This is a genomic window from Izhakiella australiensis (assembly GCF_002006995.1).
GTDB lineage: Bacteria > Pseudomonadota > Gammaproteobacteria > Enterobacterales > Enterobacteriaceae > Izhakiella > Izhakiella australiensis.
The window spans coordinates 138,273-156,406 of the sequence record NZ_MRUL01000010.1 but is presented as its reverse complement, the minus strand read 5'-3'; the positions used below and the strand labels follow the sequence as shown (position 1 = coordinate 156,406).

17 protein-coding genes, 1 tRNA gene and 3 rRNA genes are annotated in these 18,134 nt (G+C 51.7%); 5 read left to right on the top strand and 16 right to left on the bottom strand.

Translation table 11 applies throughout. From position 1 onward, the window contains the following. The 4 genes from BTJ39_RS15165 to rrf (BTJ39_RS15150) all read left to right on the top strand — a co-directional run. A 23S ribosomal RNA gene (locus BTJ39_RS15165) occupies positions 1 to 88 on the top strand; the annotation flags it as partial. A gap of 231 nt (positions 89 to 319) precedes the next feature. Next, a 5S ribosomal RNA gene (gene rrf / locus BTJ39_RS15160) occupies positions 320 to 435 on the top strand. Positions 436 to 550: 115 nt separating this feature from the next. Further along, a tRNA-Thr gene (locus BTJ39_RS15155) sits at positions 551 to 626 on the top strand. A gap of 31 nt (positions 627 to 657) precedes the next feature. Continuing rightward, positions 658 to 773 (top strand): 5S ribosomal RNA (rrf, locus tag BTJ39_RS15150). Positions 774 to 1,088: 315 nt separating this feature from the next. Here the strand turns inward: rrf (BTJ39_RS15150) and BTJ39_RS15145 are convergent. From BTJ39_RS15145 to BTJ39_RS15125, 5 genes are all read right to left on the bottom strand, one after another. Next, a complete protein-coding gene (locus tag BTJ39_RS15145) occupies positions 1,089 to 1,847 on the bottom strand; it encodes an amino acid ABC transporter ATP-binding protein (RefSeq protein ID WP_078003529.1) in 759 nt (252 codons plus the stop codon). Positions 1,848 to 1,855: 8 nt separating this feature from the next. Continuing rightward, positions 1,856 to 2,956, bottom strand: a complete 1,101-nt coding sequence (locus tag BTJ39_RS15140; RefSeq protein ID WP_078003528.1) for an amino acid ABC transporter permease — start codon at positions 2,954 to 2,956, stop codon at positions 1,856 to 1,858. A gap of 14 nt (positions 2,957 to 2,970) precedes the next feature. Next, entirely contained in the window at positions 2,971 to 4,149 is a 1,179-nt protein-coding gene (locus BTJ39_RS15135; RefSeq protein ID WP_078003527.1) for an amino acid ABC transporter permease, read from the bottom strand. 66 nt (positions 4,150 to 4,215) lie between these two features. Continuing rightward, on the bottom strand, positions 4,216 to 5,241 hold the full coding sequence (locus BTJ39_RS15130) for an amino acid ABC transporter substrate-binding protein (protein ID WP_078003526.1): 1,026 nt from the start codon (positions 5,239 to 5,241) through the stop codon (positions 4,216 to 4,218). 403 nt (positions 5,242 to 5,644) lie between these two features. After that, positions 5,645 to 6,919, bottom strand: coding sequence for a nucleoside permease (locus BTJ39_RS15125; protein ID WP_078003525.1), 1,275 nt, complete (start codon positions 6,917 to 6,919; stop codon positions 5,645 to 5,647). Positions 6,920 to 7,583: 664 nt separating this feature from the next. On the opposite strand from BTJ39_RS15125, the gene BTJ39_RS15120 reads away from it, so the two are divergent. Beyond that, on the top strand, positions 7,584 to 8,321 hold the full coding sequence (locus BTJ39_RS15120) for a cyclase family protein (protein ID WP_078003524.1): 738 nt from the start codon (positions 7,584 to 7,586) through the stop codon (positions 8,319 to 8,321). 97 nt (positions 8,322 to 8,418) lie between these two features. Here the strand turns inward: BTJ39_RS15120 and fis are convergent, their stop codons facing one another. From fis to acuI, 11 genes are all read right to left on the bottom strand, one after another. Continuing rightward, positions 8,419 to 8,715, bottom strand: coding sequence for a DNA-binding transcriptional regulator Fis (fis, locus tag BTJ39_RS15115; protein ID WP_000462905.1), 297 nt, complete (start codon positions 8,713 to 8,715; stop codon positions 8,419 to 8,421). Positions 8,716 to 8,740: 25 nt separating this feature from the next. Then, entirely contained in the window at positions 8,741 to 9,706 is a 966-nt protein-coding gene (gene dusB, locus BTJ39_RS15110; RefSeq protein ID WP_078003539.1) for a tRNA dihydrouridine synthase DusB, read from the bottom strand. 376 nt (positions 9,707 to 10,082) lie between these two features. After that, positions 10,083 to 10,964: a 50S ribosomal protein L11 methyltransferase gene (gene prmA / locus BTJ39_RS15105; protein WP_078003523.1), complete on the bottom strand. Its 882-nt coding sequence runs from the start codon at positions 10,962 to 10,964 to the stop codon at positions 10,083 to 10,085. A gap of 16 nt (positions 10,965 to 10,980) precedes the next feature. Beyond that, positions 10,981 to 12,426 (bottom strand): sodium/pantothenate symporter, encoded by a 1,446-nt coding sequence (gene panF, locus BTJ39_RS15100; RefSeq protein WP_078003522.1) that lies wholly within the window; start codon positions 12,424 to 12,426, stop codon positions 10,981 to 10,983. Next, positions 12,410 to 12,658: a YhdT family protein gene (locus BTJ39_RS15095; RefSeq protein ID WP_078003521.1), complete on the bottom strand. Its 249-nt coding sequence runs from the start codon at positions 12,656 to 12,658 to the stop codon at positions 12,410 to 12,412. Before BTJ39_RS15095 ends, panF begins: the two co-directional genes overlap by 17 nt. 76 nt (positions 12,659 to 12,734) lie before the next feature. Continuing rightward, the gene (gene accC / locus BTJ39_RS15090; RefSeq protein WP_078003520.1) at positions 12,735 to 14,081 is read right to left on the bottom strand and encodes an acetyl-CoA carboxylase biotin carboxylase subunit; all 1,347 of its coding nucleotides are present in this window, start codon (positions 14,079 to 14,081) and stop codon (positions 12,735 to 12,737) included. A gap of 11 nt (positions 14,082 to 14,092) precedes the next feature. Then, positions 14,093 to 14,563, bottom strand: a complete 471-nt coding sequence (gene accB, locus BTJ39_RS15085; protein WP_078003519.1) for an acetyl-CoA carboxylase biotin carboxyl carrier protein — start codon at positions 14,561 to 14,563, stop codon at positions 14,093 to 14,095. A 20-nt stretch (positions 14,564 to 14,583) separates the two neighbouring features. After that, entirely contained in the window at positions 14,584 to 15,036 is a 453-nt protein-coding gene (gene aroQ, locus BTJ39_RS15080) for a type II 3-dehydroquinate dehydratase (protein WP_078003518.1), read from the bottom strand. Between the two features lie 224 nt (positions 15,037 to 15,260). Further along, entirely contained in the window at positions 15,261 to 15,863 is a 603-nt protein-coding gene (gene msrQ, locus BTJ39_RS15075; protein ID WP_078003517.1) for a protein-methionine-sulfoxide reductase heme-binding subunit MsrQ, read from the bottom strand. Next, positions 15,864 to 16,871, bottom strand: coding sequence for a protein-methionine-sulfoxide reductase catalytic subunit MsrP (gene msrP / locus BTJ39_RS15070; protein WP_078003516.1), 1,008 nt, complete (start codon positions 16,869 to 16,871; stop codon positions 15,864 to 15,866). 133 nt (positions 16,872 to 17,004) lie between these two features. Beyond that, positions 17,005 to 17,982, bottom strand: a complete 978-nt coding sequence (acuI, locus tag BTJ39_RS15065; RefSeq protein ID WP_078003515.1) for an acrylyl-CoA reductase (NADPH) — start codon at positions 17,980 to 17,982, stop codon at positions 17,005 to 17,007. Positions 17,983 to 18,134 lie beyond the last annotated feature (152 nt).

The window sequence follows — 18,134 nt, the reverse complement described above, 5'->3', positions numbered from 1 at the left end:
TTGAAGACGACGACGTTGATAGGCCGGATGTGTAAGCGCAGCGATGCGTTGAGCTGACCGGTACTAATGACCCGTGAGGCTTAACCTTACAACGCCAGAGGCGTTCTGCGAAAGCGGATGAGAGAATATTCAGCTTGTTAACGGATAAGTGCGGCCGGCGGGAGAAATCCTGCGGGCTGAAGTCCGGAGAGCTTTTGTGCTGAGGCAAGGCGGCAAATGCGGCGTGAGAAGGAGCATACAGCGGTATGTGACTGAGCGACGCGCATGCAGCCAACGCAGCCGCAGTGCAAAAGGGACCGGACGGAGCACAAAGAATTTGCCTGGCGGCTTTAGCGCGGTGGTCCCACCTGACCCCATGCCGAACTCAGAAGTGAAACGCCGTAGCGCCGATGGTAGTGTGGGGTCTCCCCATGCGAGAGTAGGGAACTGCCAGGCATCAAATTAAAAACTGAATCAGATATCTTTTGACGGTATCACTAACTAAAGCAGAACAGAACTAAAGGGTGAACCTTTAAAAATAGCCTGCAGATTCAGAATGTAAATTAAGCGTGCTGATATGGCTCAGTTGGTAGAGCGCACCCTTGGTAAGGGTGAGGTCCCCAGTTCGACTCTGGGTATCAGCACCAGTTAAAGCACGAGTTCGGTAAAAAGAATTTGCCTGGCGGCTTTAGCGCGGTGGTCCCACCTGACCCCATGCCGAACTCAGAAGTGAAACGCCGTAGCGCCGATGGTAGTGTGGGGTCTCCCCATGCGAGAGTAGGGAACTGCCAGGCATCATATAAAGAAGAAGCCCCGTGCGAAAGCGCGGGGCTTTTTTGCTTTGTCAGTCTTATAAATCAGCGTTGATGTGGCACTTTGCCCGCAAAATGCGCCTGCTAAATCCTGCCTTGATTTGCGGTTAACAAATCGGTGTCGCAGAAGCCGATGTGAATCCGCCTCACACCTATTCTGTCGCTACCAGTATCATCTCGTGTGGACGCTGCTGGTAGATATGACAGTAGATAAAGAGGGATATCGAAGCGTCTGGATTAACTGGCTGTTATTAAAAACCCGGCGTGCGCCGGGTGAATATCAGGTTATCACGTCAATTAGTGAATAACCTGCGACAGGAAAGCGCGCGTGCGTTCTGACCTCGGGTTGGCGAAAAACTCGCCGGGAGGGGCTTGTTCAACGATCTCGCCGCGATCCATGAAGATCACCCGGTCTGCTACCGTACGAGCAAATCCCATCTCATGCGTAACGCAAACCATGGTCATGCCGTCTTCGGCAAGGCCGATCATGGTGTCCAGCACTTCCTTGACCATCTCCGGATCCAGCGCAGAAGTGGGTTCATCGAACAACATGATCTTCGGTTTCATGCACAGCGAGCGGGCGATCGCCACGCGCTGCTGCTGGCCGCCGGATAGCTGTCCGGGAAATTTATGCGCGTGCTCCGCGATCCTTACGCGCTGAAGGTAATGCATCGCCAGCTCTTCAGCCTCCTTTTTTGCAGTCTTACGCACCCAGATCGGCGCTAAAGTGCAGTTTTGCAGTACGGTTAGGTGCGGAAACAGATTGAAGTGCTGAAATACCATGCCCACTTCAGTGCGCACTTTTTCAATATTGCGCAGGTCGTTATTCAGATGAATACCATCAACCACAATGCGTCCTTGCTGATGCTCTTCAAGATGATTGATACATCTGATGGTTGTCGATTTACCCGAGCCAGACGGGCCGCACAGTACGATACGTTCGCGGGATTTTACCGACAGATTGATATCTTTCAGCACGTGAAACTGGCCGTACCATTTGTTAACGTTTTCGAGCGTGATAATCGCATCAACAGATGGCGAAGTGAGTTGCGTCATATAATACCTCAGTGCGATTTACGCCCGGTGTGAAAGCGCCTTTCCAGATGCTGGCTGTAGCGCGACATGCTAAAACAAAAAATCCAGTAAACCAGCGCGGCGAAAATGTAACCTTCAGTCGACATGCCGAGCCACGCCGGGTCAACTGTTGCCTGCTGTACGCTACTGAACAGATCGAATAAGCCGATGATGATCACCAGGCTGGTATCTTTGAATAAGGCAATGATGGTATTGACCAGACCCGGAATCGTTAGCTTTAACGCCTGCGGTAAAATGACTAACAGCTGCGTTTTCCAGTAGCTTAAAGCGAGTGACTTCGCCGCCTCATACTGTCCTTTGGGCAGCGCCTGTAACCCGCCACGCACCACTTCGGCAACGTAGGCGGACTGAAACATCACCACGCCAACCAGCGCGCGGATAAGCTTGTCGATGCTGGTCCCTTCAGACATAAACAGCGGTAGCATTACCGAGGACATGAACAACACGGTAATAAGGGGCACGCCGCGCCAGAATTCGATGAAAATTGTCGACAGCGTGCGAACGACAGGCATATCGGAACGGCGAGCCAGCGCCAACAAAATCCCCAGCGGCAGCGCGCCGGCGATACCGACCGAGGCGATAATCAGCGTTAACGTCAGCCCGCCCCACTGGCGGGTTTCAACCCGTTCAAGGCCGAAGAAGCCACCGTAAAGCAGCACCCAGACAATAACCGGATAAATAATGGCCCAGCAGGCAATGTAACGGGCACGATGTGACATTGCTTTGATAAACATCGGCAGGATGCTTAGCAGACCGATCACCAACGCCAGATTGATGCGCCAGCGCAGTTCGTGCGGATAGAGTCCATACATAAACTGGCCAAAGCGTTGATGAATAAAGACCCAGCAAGCACCGGCTTTAGTGCAGTCGGCTCGGGTTTCACCAATCCAGTTAGCCTGGAAGATCAGCCAGTTAAGGGCCGGTGGGATTACCGACCAGATAATCCACAGACAAACCAGCGTCAGCAGGGAGTTCCCCCAGCTGGAAAACAGATTTTTACGTACCCAGTGCAGCATGCGAATTAAAGGCGAGCTGGCGACAGGAGGTGTTTCATGTGTCGATATTGTCATCTGTCCTGTACCTCTTAGCGCTCGATCAAGGCAATTTTGCGGTTATAAATATTCATTAATAACGAAATGCACAGGCTGATAACCAGATAGACCGCCATGGTAATGGCAATCGTTTCAATGGCCTGCCCGGTTTGGTTTAACACCGTACCGGCAAACAGTGACACCATATCCGGATAGCCGATAGCCGCCGCCAATGATGAGTTTTTGACAATATTCAGATACTGACTGGTCAGCGGTGGGATTATGACGCGCATTGCCTGCGGAATGATCACCTGACGAAGCGTTACCTGATTCGGCAGACCAAGAGAGCGGGCGGCTTCACTCTGTCCATGGGGTACGGATTGGATTCCAGAGCGAATGACCTCGGCAATGAAGGTTGAGGTATAGATAGATAACGCCAACGTGAGTGCGGCCAGCTCCGGTATCAGGGCAAAGCCGCCGCGAAAGTTGAAGCCGCGCAGGGCGGGAACGTCCCAGTGGGTTGCCGCGCCGGCGAACAGATGAGCAATCGCAGGGAAGACGATAAACATAGTCACTATCCACGGCCAGCTGCGATGTAGCAGGCCTGTTTTCAGCTGACGAGTGCGGTTGTAGCGAAACAGTCCAATGGCGCAAGCCAGTGCGACTAATAGTGCAGCTAAAAAAGGCAGTGTACCTGAGGTATATTCCGGCCAGGGAATATAAAGCCCGCGGTTACTGACAAATGCCAGATCAAAGGCGCTCAGTGCCTGACGCGGACCTGGCAGGTTACGCAGTACGGCGAAGTACCAGAAGAAAATCTGCAGTAAAGGGGGAATGTTACGGAAAATCTCAATGTAAACGGTCGACAGTTTCCGCAGTAGCCAGTTGTCCGACAGGCGTGATAAGCCAACGATAAAGCCAAGGATGGAGGCAAAAACGATACACAGGGCTGAGACAAGTAAGGTATTTGTCAGGCCGACCAGAAAGACGCGAGCGTATGTATCGCCTTCACTGTAGTCGATTAAATGCTGAACAATACCGAAACCGGCACTGCGTTGTAAAAAACCAAATCCGGAGGTGATACCGCGATTATCAAGGTTAATGATCGTATTATGGATTAGATATATCAGCGTCGTTGCCACGGCCACGACGGCAATAATCTGAAATACCCAGGCACGTACTACAGGATTACCGAAAGAAAAATCCCTTTTGCCGGTTGGGCGTTGTGACATGTTAAAACCTCTGTTGCATAGAGAAATCAGGAGCGCAAAAAAGCGCTCCTGAGTGACAAAAAGGAATTAACGAACCGGCGGAGCGTACTGGATGCCACCTTTGTTCCACAGCGCATTCTGACCGCGAGCGATACCCAGCGGGCTATCTTTGCCAACGTTACGCTCAAAGCTTTCCTGATAGTTACCAACCTGCTTAATGATGTTATAAGCCCATTTGTTGTTTAGTTTCAGATCCTTGCCAAAATCGCCTTCGGTTCCAAGTAAATGTGCCATATCTGGCGTAGTGGGTTTGGCCGCCATCTGGTCAACATTTTTAGATGAAATTCCCATTTCTTCAGCATTCAGCATTGCGAAAAGCGACCATTTGACGATGGTAAACCAGTCATCATCACCACGACGCACTACCGGTCCCAGCGGTTCTTTGGAGATAACTTCCGGCAGCACGATGAAGTCATCAGGTTTGCCCAGCTTAATACGCAAAGCATAGAGTTGTGACTGATCGGAAGCCAGGGTATCACAGCGGCCTGTATCAAGCGCTTTGGCGGACTCGTCGGAGCGGTCAAAGGTTACCGGCGTGTATTGCATTTTGTTGGCTTTGAAATAATCCGCAACGTTGAGCTCGGTATCGGTACCCGCCTGAATACACACGGTTGCACCATCGAGCTCTTTAGCACTCTTCAGCCCGGCTTTTTTATGGGTCAGAAAACCAATGCCGTCGTAATAGTTCACGCCAGCAAATAAGAAGCCCATTCCGCCATCACGCGAAGAGGTCCATGTGGTGTTGCGCGACAGGATATCCACTTCGCCAGATTGCAGCGCGGTGAAGCGCTCTTTGGCCGTCAGCGGGGTGTATTTCACTTTTTTGTCATCGCCAAATACTGCCGCCGCGGCAGCCCGGCAAACATCAACGTCGATACCGGTAAACTTACCGCTAGCGTCGGCGTAAGAAAAGCCGGGCAGACCATCGCTGATGCCGCATTGAATAAAACCTTTTTTCTTAATAGCGTCCAGAGTGGCGCCAGCGTGAGCCTGATTTGCAACCGAAAAGAGCACTGCGGCGGTAATCAGAGTGGTAAGCGTGATTTTTTTCATAAGCATCCTGTGTGGCAAAATCATATTGTTATCGGTGATGCACTTCGGTGCGTTTTTCCTGTCTGCGGCGCAAGCCATTCACGACACTGCAAAGCTGATGCCAACACAGCAGCGGCCTGAATTTATTGAAGATGTTTCTCAGTGAACGGTTACATTTTGAAAGATAGACTAATATTGCGCACCATAAGGGGGCAAAACAATATTGCCGATCACAATTGGTGCAAGTCGGTAAGGTAATGTTAAAAAACTGTGATCAAAGCGCGATTAGCTAGAGTAGTGAGGAAATTTTGAAAGATAAGAAGATAAAAAGCGCTACACGTCAGATATAGCGCTTTTTGAGTTCTGATAACCGGGCCTGACGACCCCTACAGCCTGCGGGTAATTGCGGGCACTGTAACGAGATTTATTCTTGTCTTTCGGAGGCTATTTTGCCATTTAGCGCTACCGGTACTTCACCAGTCCGTTTGCCATCGCGGAAAAGCAGGATAAAAGCGAACATAATTACCGCGATAATAGCGCTACCAAACAGCCACATACCGGACCAGTTATAGGTCAGGCCATTATGCGGCTTATCATAAGCAAACAGCTCCTGCATCAGATAGCCGCCCAGGCGGAATCCCAGCAGGCTACCAATTCCCTGACAAGCCACGGTGATCAACCCCTGCGCTGAGTTGCGTATTTCTACTGGCGCCTTAGTATCCACATAGATATACGCAGTGACGAAGTAAAAATCGTAGCTTACGCCATGCATTAATATACCAAGGAACAATAGACCAAAGGTTAGTATATTTTGATCGCCACCAAAGTAGAAAAATACGTAACGCAAGGCTGCAGTAATAAAGCCTAATAATAATACTTTGCCAATGCCGAAACGCTTAATAAAAAAGGGTAATGCCAGCATGCAAAAAATTTCTGATAGCTGTCCAAGCGTCATCCAGCCAGTAGCATTTGGTAATCCAGCTTCGGTGAGATAGCCTTCTGCAAATATGGCGTAAAAAGCCAGAGGAACGCTAAAGAGAAATGAGCAAATGAAAAAGACCAGAAAACTTTTATTTTTTAATAGTTGCAACGCATCAAGACCTAGCGCCAGGCTAAAGCTAAATTTTCCAGTACTTTTAGGCTCTGTTGCCGGTAAAGTCAGAGAATATATGCCTAAAATTATCGATGCGACTGCCGTTACCAGCAGTGGAATATTACTGGCAGCAACGTTCCCCAGTCCCATTGATGGCAGCAGGAAGCCGCAGAAAAGTCCTGAAACGATCCAACCTATGGTCCCCATGACTCTTATCCGGGGAAAATCGCGTTCAACATCATCGACATAAGAAAATGCGATACTGTTGGTTAATGCCAGAGTTGGCATATATGCCAGTGCGTAAAGCATCAGTATGGGTAAAAATGTACTAAAGTGATGTTGTTGGGCAGCAAAGAATATTAATATCCCGCTGGCGATTAATAAAAATGACAGTACTTTTTGTGCCTGAAAATATCTATCAGCTAGCGAGCCAACCAGAATCGGTGACAAAATTGCCGCAATGGCTGAACATGAATAGCACCAGGCTATTTCTACTGCTGAAAATCCATTGCTACTAAGAAAAGCCCATAGTGGTACGTACCATGAGCCCCAAATGAAATATTCAAGAAACATCATAAGAGACAACCGTGACTTATAACTTTTCATAAAGCGGATTCTCTGATTGAAGGTGGGTAATATAAATTATTCTGACAGCGATAATATTCATGTTTAAACTGGTTTATTAATGTATTGAATAAATTTTTATTTTTTAGGCGATAGTCCTTGCCTGATAATTATTTTATTATCAGGGTATATGTATTCCTTTCCGGAGGGTATTTCTTCAGTCAATAAATTACACCTGCGCTGATGAGCCGCTTTCCCGGAGATGTGTCTGAACAGGAGTTCAGAACGCGTTATCCGGTCTGCCAGCCGCGCCTTGTTTCACCGGAAAGGCGATTTTACTTGCTGATTGATATGAGTAATTATTCGTCATTTACCGCCTTGAAAAAATAAAAACGTTTTTATTTAGTATTTATTCTAACCATAAATCGGGCTTGATGGCTCATACATTCCAACAATTTTTTTACATTTATGCGGAATCCTTGATCCAGCTCCCAAACCATAAATTAGTTTTTTATTTTTTTAAATTTATATTTATTGGATTAAGTAATTGCTTTAATAGGTTTTAAAGATGAATAAACTGGTTATTGCCCATTTTGGCCGTATTTTGCTCAGTCGTAATTTTATGAATCACCCGGCGAAGGCTTGAACAACATCCAATCATCTGAGATACGTAAATGAAATTAAAAACGTTTTTAATGAGGTGTAAATGTCTTATCCATCTGATTTTACGAATAAAATACATGAGTTGATTAGCCGCGCCGAGGCGATTGATTTGGCACCGCGTCTTGAGCCTGGTATTCCAAAGTGGCCAACGCATCCTCATCTGATTATTGATCCTACGGTCAATCATGAGCATGACGGCTACGCTTGTCAGTGCCTGATGCTACCCGAACATGCGGGATGCCATGTTGATGCGCCTTTTCATAATCATGCAGGCCTATGTAGTGTTGATGAGCTTGAGGTGACCTGCCTGATTGGTCCGGCTGTTGTGTATGATTTTGCCCCGCTGGTACTTGGGCCAGGAGATTTGATTACGGCTGCAATGATTAGGGATTATGAAGCTGAGCATAACGTAGCCGTCGGCGAAGGGGAGATCGCATTGATAAATTTTGGCTGGATGGCGCGCTACTGGCGCGCAGATAACCATGCTCAATGGTATGCCAATAATTCGCCTGGAATGGCTGAGGACGCCGCTATCCTGTTCAAAGAGCGCAACATAAAAGCGATTGGTGCTGATACCGTCGCGGTTGAAATCGCGATTGTTGATGGCGTAGCTGGGCCTGCTCCGGGACATCTGAAGCACTGGCTGCCTAATAATATTTTGATTATCGAAATGCTGACGAATCTGGACAAGCTTGGCCTGCGTAGCTATTTTGTTGCCGCTCCGCTACCCATTATTAATGGTTCCGGTTCGCCATTGAGGCCAATTGGTTTCAGGGCTTAATGTACGCCATTTTTTGACAGGATATATTCAGGCATAAAAAAGGCGTTTAATCATATGACTAACGCCTTTTTATGCATGAGAAGATAGCTCAGTGCTATCAGTTCATGCCGTATTTTTTCAGCTTCTTACGCAGAGTACCGCGGTTGATGCCCATCATCAGGGCTGCGCGGGTTTGGTTGCCACGGGTGTATTGCATCACCATGTCCAACAGTGGCTGTTCTACTTCAGCCAGTACCAGCTCATAAAGGTCATTAACATCCTGGCCATTCAATTGAGCAAAATAGTTCTTCAGTGCCTGCTTAACCGAATCGCGCAGGGGCTTTTGGGTTACCTGATCCTGAGAGTTAACGGTAGAAACGGTCAGTACGTCAGAATTTACGCGTTGTTCGAACATAGTTCTGTCAGCTCTTTATTTCTGTTTACGCAAGTTTTTCGAAGTATGCCTCCAACGCCTCCAGCTGTTCGCTGGCATCCTCAATGGCGTTGAATGTGCGCCGAAACTGGTCATCTGGAGCGTGTTCCTGTAAATACCAGGAAACGTGCTTACGAGCGATACGATATCCCTTAGCCTGACCATAAAAGTCATGTAGCTCACGTATGTGCCCGATAAGCAAGCGCTTGACTTCAGCGAGTGGCATCGGTGCCAGCAGCTCTCCAGTGTCCAGATAATGCTGGATTTCCCGGAAGATCCAGGGTCTTCCCTGAGCAGCACGTCCTATCATCAGGGCATCCGCCCCGGTATAGTCGAGCACTGCCCTGGCTTTAAGCGGGTCAGTTATGTCGCCATTCGCAATAACCGGAATAGCAACGTTCTGCTTAACTGTCCGAATGCTGTCGTATTCTGCTTCACCATTGAACAAGCAGGCGCGGGTACGCCCGTGAATGGTTAAAGCCTGAATGCCACAGCGTTCAGCCAATTGGGCAATCTCTACACAGTTACGGTTTTCGCTATTCCACCCGGTACGTATTTTGAGCGTAACGGGGACATCAACAGCGTTGACCACCGCTTTAAGGATCGAAGCGACAAGTGAGGGATACTGCAATAAAGCAGAACCAGCCATCTTGCGATTCACCTTTTTGGCGGGGCACCCCATGTTAATGTCGATGAGCTGAGCGCCAGAGGCCACATTAATGCGCGCCGCTTGCGCCATCTCATCAGGATCGCAGCCGGCAATTTGCACGGCCCGAATACCGGATTCATCACGATGCACCATACGCAGACGAGATTTATCGCTGGCCCAGACTTCGGGATTGGACGACAACATCTCCGATACGGTCATGCCAGCTCCCATCGCATGACATAGCGTCCTGAACGGTCTGTCAGTGATGCCAGCCATCGGCGCGGCAATCAGACGATTGCGAAGCTGATGATGTCCTATGCGCATGTACAACGTGACCATAGTGTGTCCACAAGGCGGCGTATATTACGCATTTTTTACGTAAGATGAAAGGCCAAACTTTGAACAATTCCTGTTGACAGATCAATGTAATTGTCACCGGCTAACGCATGACTTTACAATCGCTTTTTATAACAACAAGTTAGCTAATTATGCTGAAATTGTGAGCAAAAATTTTTCTTTTAAAGAATCGAATTACGGGATAATCCACGCCCTGGCAGGCTTCGGGCGTTACATATGCCGCTGAAATTTGCCACAATAACTGCACATAGTTTGTTCAGGCCAGCTTGCGCAGACCGGCGATATTACCAAGCCTGTCGGTTGGCGGCCGGGCTACTCCCATGCTGACGGCCCGCTGAGCAAGTTAGCGCTTTGTCCCGGTAATGCGACACCATTCTTCTTTCTCTGCCACCGGATCGAGAGCAAAGAGGCCTTTGTAGGCCTCACTAACGCTCTCAGCCTGGCTTGCCAGGATGCCGGACAGGCCCAAATGGCCGCCGGCATTTGGCAGCACGCTGATAAGCGGTGCCAGCTCGCGTAGGGGACCGGCAAGAATATTGGCGACCACCACGTCGGCGTGCAGATTGGCCGGCTGCTGCTGGGGTAGATAGAGCGCCAGGCGCTCGGAAACGCCATTGCGCTGCGCGTTGTCGCGACTAGCCTGGATAGCCTGCGGATCGATGTCGATACCGATGGCCTGCGCAGCGCCCAGCTTCAGTGCCGCAATGGCGAGGATGCCCGAGCCGCAGCCGAAGTCGATCACCGTTTTTCCGGCTAAATCAAGGCCGTCAAGCCAGCTCAGGCAGAGTGCCGTGGTCGGATGGGTTCCGGTACCAAAGGCCAGTCCCGGATCGAGCATCACGTTGACCGCTGTGGGATTGGGCACGTCACGCCAGCTGGGGCAAATCCACAGGCGCTGGCCAAAGCGCATCGGGTGGAAGTTATCCATCCATTCGCGCTCCCAGTCTTTATCTTCAATCTGTTCAATTTTGTGGCGAAAGTCGGCGCCCAGCAGCGGGTGATCTGCCAGCGCATTGACCACTTCGTCCATGGTTGTCTCGGCATCGAACAGTCCGATCACGTCCGTGTCTCCCCACAGCCGGGTTTCTCCGGGCAGCGGCTCAAAAACCGGCGTGTCGTGGGTATCCTGAAAGGTTACAGATACCGCACCTTGCTCAATCAGGGCATCGCCAAGCTCTTCCGCCTGAGCGCCGGTGGTGTTAATTCTCATCTGTATCCAGGGCATAGCATTCTCTTTTCAGTCATGGGGCCGACGGCTGAGGAGCAGCCCGGCCAAAACGGTTAGCAATAATAAAAGTCAGCAAGCTGAAAGCCAGCGAAGGCACGATGGGGTGAAATCCCCAGAGTTGCAGATTAAAGCTGGCCAGCAAGGTATAGCTCACGGCGCCGGCTATCAGGCTGGCCAGGGCGCCCGCTGCATTGGCATTCTGCCAGTAAAGGCCCAGCACCAGCGGCCAGAGGAAGACAGCTTCGAGACCGCCGAAGGATAACAGATTAAGCCAGATGATCATCTCAGGCGGCCGCCAGGCCGCCAACAGCAGCAGTATACCCTGCAGCAGCGTTGCCATCCCGGAAATGCGCTTCAGGCGCTTTTCGTTAGCCGCATGCTGTGGCGCGATTCGCAGATAAAGGTCTTTGATTATCGTGGCGGAAGATTGCAGCAGATGCGCATTGACCGATGACATAATGGCCGCCATCGGCGCCGCCAGGAATACGCCGGCCGCCCAGGGCGGCAATACTTCGAGCATCAGCGTCGGGATCACCAGATCCGGGACTTTCAGATCCGGCAGTACCGCCCGACCCAGCGCGCCCGCCAGATGCATTCCCAGCATCAGTACCGACACCACGATGGTGCCGAGAAACATGCCGCGATGGACCGCCTTACTGTCCTTGTAAGAGATGCAGCGCACGGCGGTGTGTGGCAGGCCAATGACGCCAAAGCATACCAGGATGATAAAGGAGCCGAGAAAGGTTGGCGTGATGATATTGTCAGCCCCGCCGGGCGCGATTAACTGCGGGTTTATCTGCTGCAGCTTCGCTATCGCCTGACCGGTGCCTCCGGCCGCATGGATAACTGCGAACAGCAACAGGAAGGTCCCTGCAAGCATCACCAGCCCCTGCATGGCATCATTCAGTACGCTGGCGCGAAAGCCGCCAAAGGCGGTGTAAAAGGCGATAGTGACGCCAAAAATCAGCAGCCCGGTGTTGTAAGGAATGCCGGCGGCGGTCTCCAGCAGGCGCGCGCCGCCAATAAACTGTACCGTCATGGCGCCAATAAATGCCACCAGCAGGCTCAGGCTAGCCAGCCACACCAGCAGCGTGCTGCCGTAGCGCGCATAGAGCATGTCATTGAGGGTCACCGCATTATAGCGGCGGGCAAGGATGGCAAACTTTTTACCCAGTACGCCGAGTGAGAGCCAGACGGTTGGCACCTGGATCATCGCCAGCAGCACCCAGCCCAGTCCATATTTATAGGCGGCGCCTGGGCCGCCGATGAAGGAGCTGGCGCTGATATAGGTCGCCGCCAGCGTCATGGCCAGCACGAAGCCGCCCATTGAACGGCCGCCGAGGAAATATTCATTAAGGAAATTCCCTTCACGCCGCTTACGCATTGCGTATAGCGACAGGCCGGCGACCAGCAGCAGATAGCCCAACAGCGGCAAAATGACCTCAAGTTGGCGCGTCATTGTCATCCTCCAGCGGGATATCGCGAAACACCATGCGGATCATCAGCCAGCAAAGTAGTATAAACAGCAACGGCACCAGTAGGCATGAAAGCTCGAACCAGCGGGGAAGGCCGGTAATGCCGGCCTGCGAACCGGCAAGCCCGGCTGTCAGAGCCCAGAGCACCAGATAAGCCACCGCCAGCCAGAACGACCAGCGCGCTTCTCTGTGTGCCTGAATAAAGCGACTGTCCATGCATTTCACCTTGCAATGGGCATAAAGAAAAAGGCCGGTAAACCGGCCTTTACACGGAGCGTGATGCCGGGCATCACTATTCGTGAATGCCTAATTTCTTCTCCAGATAGTGGATGTTGGTACCACCTTTCTGGAAGTTCTCATCAGACATGATTTTCATTTGCAGCTCAACGTTGGTCTTAATGCCGTCGATGATCAATTCTGCAAGGGCATTCTTCATACGGGCGATGGCGACTTCACGGGTATCGCCATAGGTAATCAGCTTGCCGATCATGGAGTCATAGTACGGCGGCACGGTGTAGCCGGCGTAAATGTGTGACTCCCAGCGAACACCAAAGCCGCCCGGCGCATGGAAGCGCGTAATTTTGCCGGGGCTTGGCAGGAAGGTGCTTGAATCCTCAGCATTAATACGGCATTCAACCGCGTGGCCTTTGATTCTTACCTCATCCTGCTTCAGCGACAGCGGCTGGCCGGCAGCAACTCGCAGCTGCTCTTTGATCAGATCGACGCCGGTGATCATTTCAGTAACCGGATGCTCTACCTGAATACGCGTATTCATTTCAATGAAGTAGAACTCGCCGTTTTCATACAGAAACTCAAAGGTGCCCGCACCGCGATAGCCGATTTCAATACAGGCGTTGGCGCAGCGCTCGCCGATGAATTTGCGCAGTTCCGGCGTAATGCCCGGTGCTGGCGCTTCTTCCACCACTTTCTGGTGACGGCGCTGCATTGAACAGTCGCGCTCAGCCAGATAAATAGCGTTGCCCTGGCCGTCTGCCATGACCTGAATTTCAATATGGCGCGGATTCTCCAGGTACTTTTCCATGTAGACCATATCGTTATTGAAGGCGGCTTTCGCCTCCGCACGGGTCATCGTGATGGAATGTTCCAGATCTTTTTCAGCACGCACTACGCGCATGCCGCGTCCGCCGCCGCCGCCGGAGGCTTTGATTATCACCGGGTAGCCAATTTTTTTCGCGACTTCACGGTTTTTATCCATGTCATCGCCGAGCGGGCCACCTGAACCGGGCACGCAGGGAACGCCGGCGTTTTTCATGGCGTTAATGGCGGACACCTTATCGCCCATCAGGCGGATTGTGTCCGCTTTCGGGCCAATGAAGATAAAGCCGGAACGCTCAACCTGCTCAGCAAAATCGGCGTTCTCAGACAAAAAGCCGTAGCCAGGATGGATTGCTGCCGCGCCGGTAATCTCGGCCGCCGAAATCAGCGCAGGAATATTAAGGTAACTTTTTACTGAAGGCGGTGGCCCGATACACACGGTTTCATCCGCCAGCAGGACGTGTTTGAGATCGCGGTCCGCACTTGAATGCACGGCAACGGTCTTAATGCCTAATTCTTTACAGGCGCGGAGGATGCGCAGGGCGATCTCTCCACGATTAGCTATGACAATTTTATCCAGCATGGTACGCCTCGTTATTCGATGACGACCAGCGGCTCGTCGAATTCAACAGGTTGGCCGCTTTCGACCAGAATGGCTTTCACCACGCCAGACTTGTCAGCTTCAATCTGGTTCATCATCTTCATTGCTTCAACAATGCACAGGGTATCGCCTGCATTAACTTTCTGGCCGACTTCCACGAATGCTTTAGCATCAGGGCTTGGCGTACGATAGAAGGTACCCACCATCGGGGAACGCACGATATGACCGCTCAACTCTGCGCTGGCCGGCGCTTCAGCCACTGGCGCAGCAACCGGAGCAACGGCGGTAGCAAGCGCTGGTTGCGGTTGAAATTGCGGAGCATAAGCCTGCTGCATAACAGGATAACCGGTGTTTACAGGTGCTCGACTGATGCGAACTGACTCTTCACCTTCAGAAATTTCCAGTTCAGCAATACCTGATTCTTCAACCAGTTCGATCAGTTTTTTTATCTTACGAATATCCATGAAGGGGTTCCGTACTTGGTTTATTTAGAATGTTGCAGACGTTTGACTGCCGTTTGTAACGCCCACGTATAGCCGTCAGCACCCAGCCCGCAGATAACGCCAGCCGAAATATCGGAAAGATAAGAGTGATGACGGAAGGGTTCGCGAGCGTGTACATTCGACAGATGAACTTCGATAAAAGGAATGCTCACGGCCAGCAGCGCGTCGCGCAACGCAACGCTGGTGTGGGTGAAGGCCGCGGGATTAATAATGATGTAATCGACTTTGCCACGTGCTTCATGAATGCGGTCAATCAGCTGATATTCCGCATTTGACTGGAGATGACTCAGAGTGACGCCCATATTTGCCGCGCGTTCGGTCAACTGGCTGACAATCTCGCTTAAGGTGGTGCTGCCGTACTTATCTGGCTCGCGCGTCCCCAGCAGATTGAGGTTTGGACCGTTCAAAAGCAATATGTGGAAGTTCATGGTCATCTTGCTGCCATCTCCTGCGATAACATGAGCATCGCACAAAATACCTCGCGAAAAGACATTTGTCACCTTTAACTGCAAAAAAGGCACTTTCCTGACGAGTAAAGGCGGGCATTATAACGATATCAGCGCAATTAGCAGCTAAATACTGGTCTTATCAGCGAAGATTATCAACCTCAGGCCGCTATGACCTGCGTCTGGATAGTGGATATGCGGTACAGGCCACATTATTGCCACCAGTTAGCAAACTTTTTCCAGCGCCATACCAGCAGAATTAGCGCGATAGCGGCATAGATCAGCGGTTGCGGAGAAAGTATCTTAACTGACCAGATGTAGTGAATCGGCGCAAGGATAACCACAAGATAGATGGCGTTGTGCAGTGTTTGCCAGCGCTTACCTAATTTTCTCTGCGCGCGCTGAAAAGATGTCAGCGCCAGTAACAGCAAAATAAACCAGCAAATGATGCCCAACGTCAGATAGGGACGCGAAACCAATTCTTCACCCAGCAGGCTAAGATTGTTGATGCCAAGCTCCAGCAGCGAATAGCTGATTAAGTGCAGGCTGGCCCAGGCAAAGCACCACAGTCCCAGCAGGCGGCGCACGCGAATTAGCAGTGGCTGCTTGCCGTAGCGTGCAAGCGGCGTCACGGCGAGGGTCGCCAGCAGCAATTTTAAGGCCATGCGGCCGGTAAAGTGCTGAATATCTTTCGCCGGATCGGCGCTGAACCATCCCTGATTTATCGACAGGATTAGCCAGAGTAGCGGCAGAAAAGCCGCCATGTGCAGCACAACTTTTAGCCAGCCGATTTGTTTAACATTGAGTCGCCGCACTTAGAAGTTCTCCCGTAAATCCAGCCCTTTATAAAGGGATGCGACCCGATCAGCATAGCCGTTAAATAACAATGTTGGCTGCCGATTAACATCAAGGATCCCGCCAGAGCCAATGAAGCGCTCGGTAGCCTGCGACCAGCGAGGATGATCGACATGGGGATTAACGTTAGCGTAAAAGCCATACTCACCGGGCGCCAACAGGTTCCAGGTGGTGGGTGGCATATCTTTTACCAGCATTATTTTGACAATCGACTTGATGCCTTTGAAGCCATATTTCCACGGCACCGTGAGGCGAATTGGCGCGCCGTTTTGCGGCGGCAACGCTTTGCCGTATACGCCAGTAGTCAACAGTGTCAGAGGATGCATCGCCTCATCCAGCCTTAATCCTTCAACGTAGGGATAGGGCAGGCCACCACCGATAAAGCGATCTTTCTGGCCGGGCATCTGGTCCGGCGCAAACACCGTCTGAAAGGCGACGTAGCGTGCGTTGCTGGTGGGTTCTGCGGCTTTCAGTAATTTGCCCAATTCAAAGCCAATCCAGGGGACTACCATTGACCAGGCTTCAACGCAGCGCATGCGATAAATTCTCTGTTCAAAGGTAAAGCGCTTAGCGATGTCATCCATATCGAGCGTCATGGGCCGGGCCACCTCGCCCCCGATTTCGATTTTCCACGGGTCGGTTTTCAGGCTGGCGGCATTGGCCGCCGGATCGGCTTTATCCAGCCCGAACTCATAAAAGTTGTTGTAACCGGTAACCTTATCTTCCGGCGTCAGCGTCAGCTTTGCCTGGTATTGTTCCGGCTGGCTAAACGCCAGCTTTTTACCCGAGGGGGCCTTCGGACGATCGTTACCCTTGAACCATGAAAGAACATCGGCCTGCACCATGCCGGGCAGGCTTATCGCCGCCGCGCCGAGCCCCAGCCGTTTCAAAAGCTGACGCCGGTTGGCGTTGAAAATCGCCTCGGGTGTTACGTCATTTTCAGTGAATTTATTGAACGGTGCGTTCATTGCGGTCTCCCATAAAGTCTGCAGCTCTGGCAGTAAGCATGAGATCAATCCGCATTGGCGGCGAGTTTTTAGCGTTAAATATGAAATTTCCCAGCCGAGCAGCGCCCTGAACTGCTGTCAGGGCGCGGCAAGGTTAGCGTATTTTGACCAGCGTACGACCGGTAACGTTGTTCGCCAGCAGCTGGCGTGCGGCTTCAGCGGCATCCGCCAGCGCCACTTCACGGGTAGCCAACTGGTAATAGGTTGCCGGCAGGTTTTTGATCAGCCGCCTCCAGACTTCAACGCGGCGCGCGACGGGTACGCTAACTGAATCAATGCCTTGCAGGCGAACGTTGCGCAAAATAAACGGCATAACGGTCGTCGGCAGGTTAACGCCGCCGGCCAAACCGCAGGCGGTGACAACGCCGCCGTAGTGAATCTGGGTTAACAGGTTGGCCAGCACTTTATCGCCCACGGTATCGATGGCGCCAGCCCAGCGCTGTTTTTCCAGCGGACGACAATCGCCGTTTAGCGCTTCCCGGCCAATAATGGTATCCGCTCCCAACTGCTGTAGCATCGGGTGGGTTGCGCTACGGCCACTCAGGGCGCAGACCTTATAGCCCAGCGCATGCAGCAGCGCGACGGCGGTGCTGCCAACGCCGCCGCCGGCGCCGGTCACCAGTATTTCACCGCTCTGTGGCGTAATGCCGCCGTCTTCCAGCGCCATTACGCACAGCATGGCGGTAAAGCCGGCGGTACCGATAACCATCGCTTTACGACTGTCCAGCCCTTCCGGCATGGCAACCAGCCAGTCGGCTTTCACCCTTGCCTGTTCAGCCAGCCCGCCCCAGTGCGTTTCGCCGACGCCCCAGCCGGTGAGAATCACTGACTGGCCGTGATGAAAGCGCGGATCGCTGCTGTGCAGCACGCGTCCGGCGAAGTCGATGCCGGGAACCATCGGGAACTGACGAATAATCTTCCCTTTTCCGGTAATGGCCAGCGCATCTTTATAGTTTATGCCTGACCAGTCCACTTCAACGGTAACCTCGCCCTCGGGTAGCGCATCCGGTGAGATATCCCGCAGTTGTGCCTGCGTCTGTCCGTCCTGCTGTTCCAGTAACAAAGCCTGCATAAGAATCTCCTGAAAAATAGGTGATTGTCGGCGAAAATGGATATTAACAAACTATACTCGCGAAAATTCCATTCTGCGTGATATCGGGCAAGCCAGGCTGCGAAAGTTGTGGTATTTTTCCAGCTGCCACAGCCGTTACAAATTGCTGACAG

Coding starts and splice junctions, on each gene's coding strand:
- BTJ39_RS15140 (WP_078003528.1), bottom strand. CDS start 2,956: ATGACAATATCGACACATGAAACACCTCCTGTCGCCAGCTCGCCTTTA.
- BTJ39_RS15145 (WP_078003529.1), bottom strand. CDS start 1,847: ATGACGCAACTCACTTCGCCATCTGTTGATGCGATTATCACGCTCGAA.
- acuI (WP_078003515.1), bottom strand. CDS start 17,982: ATGCAGGCTTTGTTACTGGAACAGCAGGACGGACAGACGCAGGCACAA.
- BTJ39_RS15125 (WP_078003525.1), bottom strand. CDS start 6,919: ATGAAAAGTTATAAGTCACGGTTGTCTCTTATGATGTTTCTTGAATAT.
- prmA (WP_078003523.1), bottom strand. CDS start 10,964: ATGCCCTGGATACAGATGAGAATTAACACCACCGGCGCTCAGGCGGAA.
- dusB (WP_078003539.1), bottom strand. CDS start 9,706: ATGCGCATAGGACATCATCAGCTTCGCAATCGTCTGATTGCCGCGCCG.
- accC (WP_078003520.1), bottom strand. CDS start 14,081: ATGCTGGATAAAATTGTCATAGCTAATCGTGGAGAGATCGCCCTGCGC.
- accB (WP_078003519.1), bottom strand. CDS start 14,563: ATGGATATTCGTAAGATAAAAAAACTGATCGAACTGGTTGAAGAATCA.
- BTJ39_RS15095 (WP_078003521.1), bottom strand. CDS start 12,658: ATGGACAGTCGCTTTATTCAGGCACACAGAGAAGCGCGCTGGTCGTTC.
- fis (WP_000462905.1), bottom strand. CDS start 8,715: ATGTTCGAACAACGCGTAAATTCTGACGTACTGACCGTTTCTACCGTT.
- BTJ39_RS15135 (WP_078003527.1), bottom strand. CDS start 4,149: ATGTCACAACGCCCAACCGGCAAAAGGGATTTTTCTTTCGGTAATCCT.
- BTJ39_RS15120 (WP_078003524.1), top strand. CDS start 7,584: ATGTCTTATCCATCTGATTTTACGAATAAAATACATGAGTTGATTAGC.
- panF (WP_078003522.1), bottom strand. CDS start 12,426: ATGACGCGCCAACTTGAGGTCATTTTGCCGCTGTTGGGCTATCTGCTG.
- msrP (WP_078003516.1), bottom strand. CDS start 16,871: ATGAACGCACCGTTCAATAAATTCACTGAAAATGACGTAACACCCGAG.
- aroQ (WP_078003518.1), bottom strand. CDS start 15,036: ATGACCATGAACTTCCACATATTGCTTTTGAACGGTCCAAACCTCAAT.
- BTJ39_RS15130 (WP_078003526.1), bottom strand. CDS start 5,241: ATGAAAAAAATCACGCTTACCACTCTGATTACCGCCGCAGTGCTCTTT.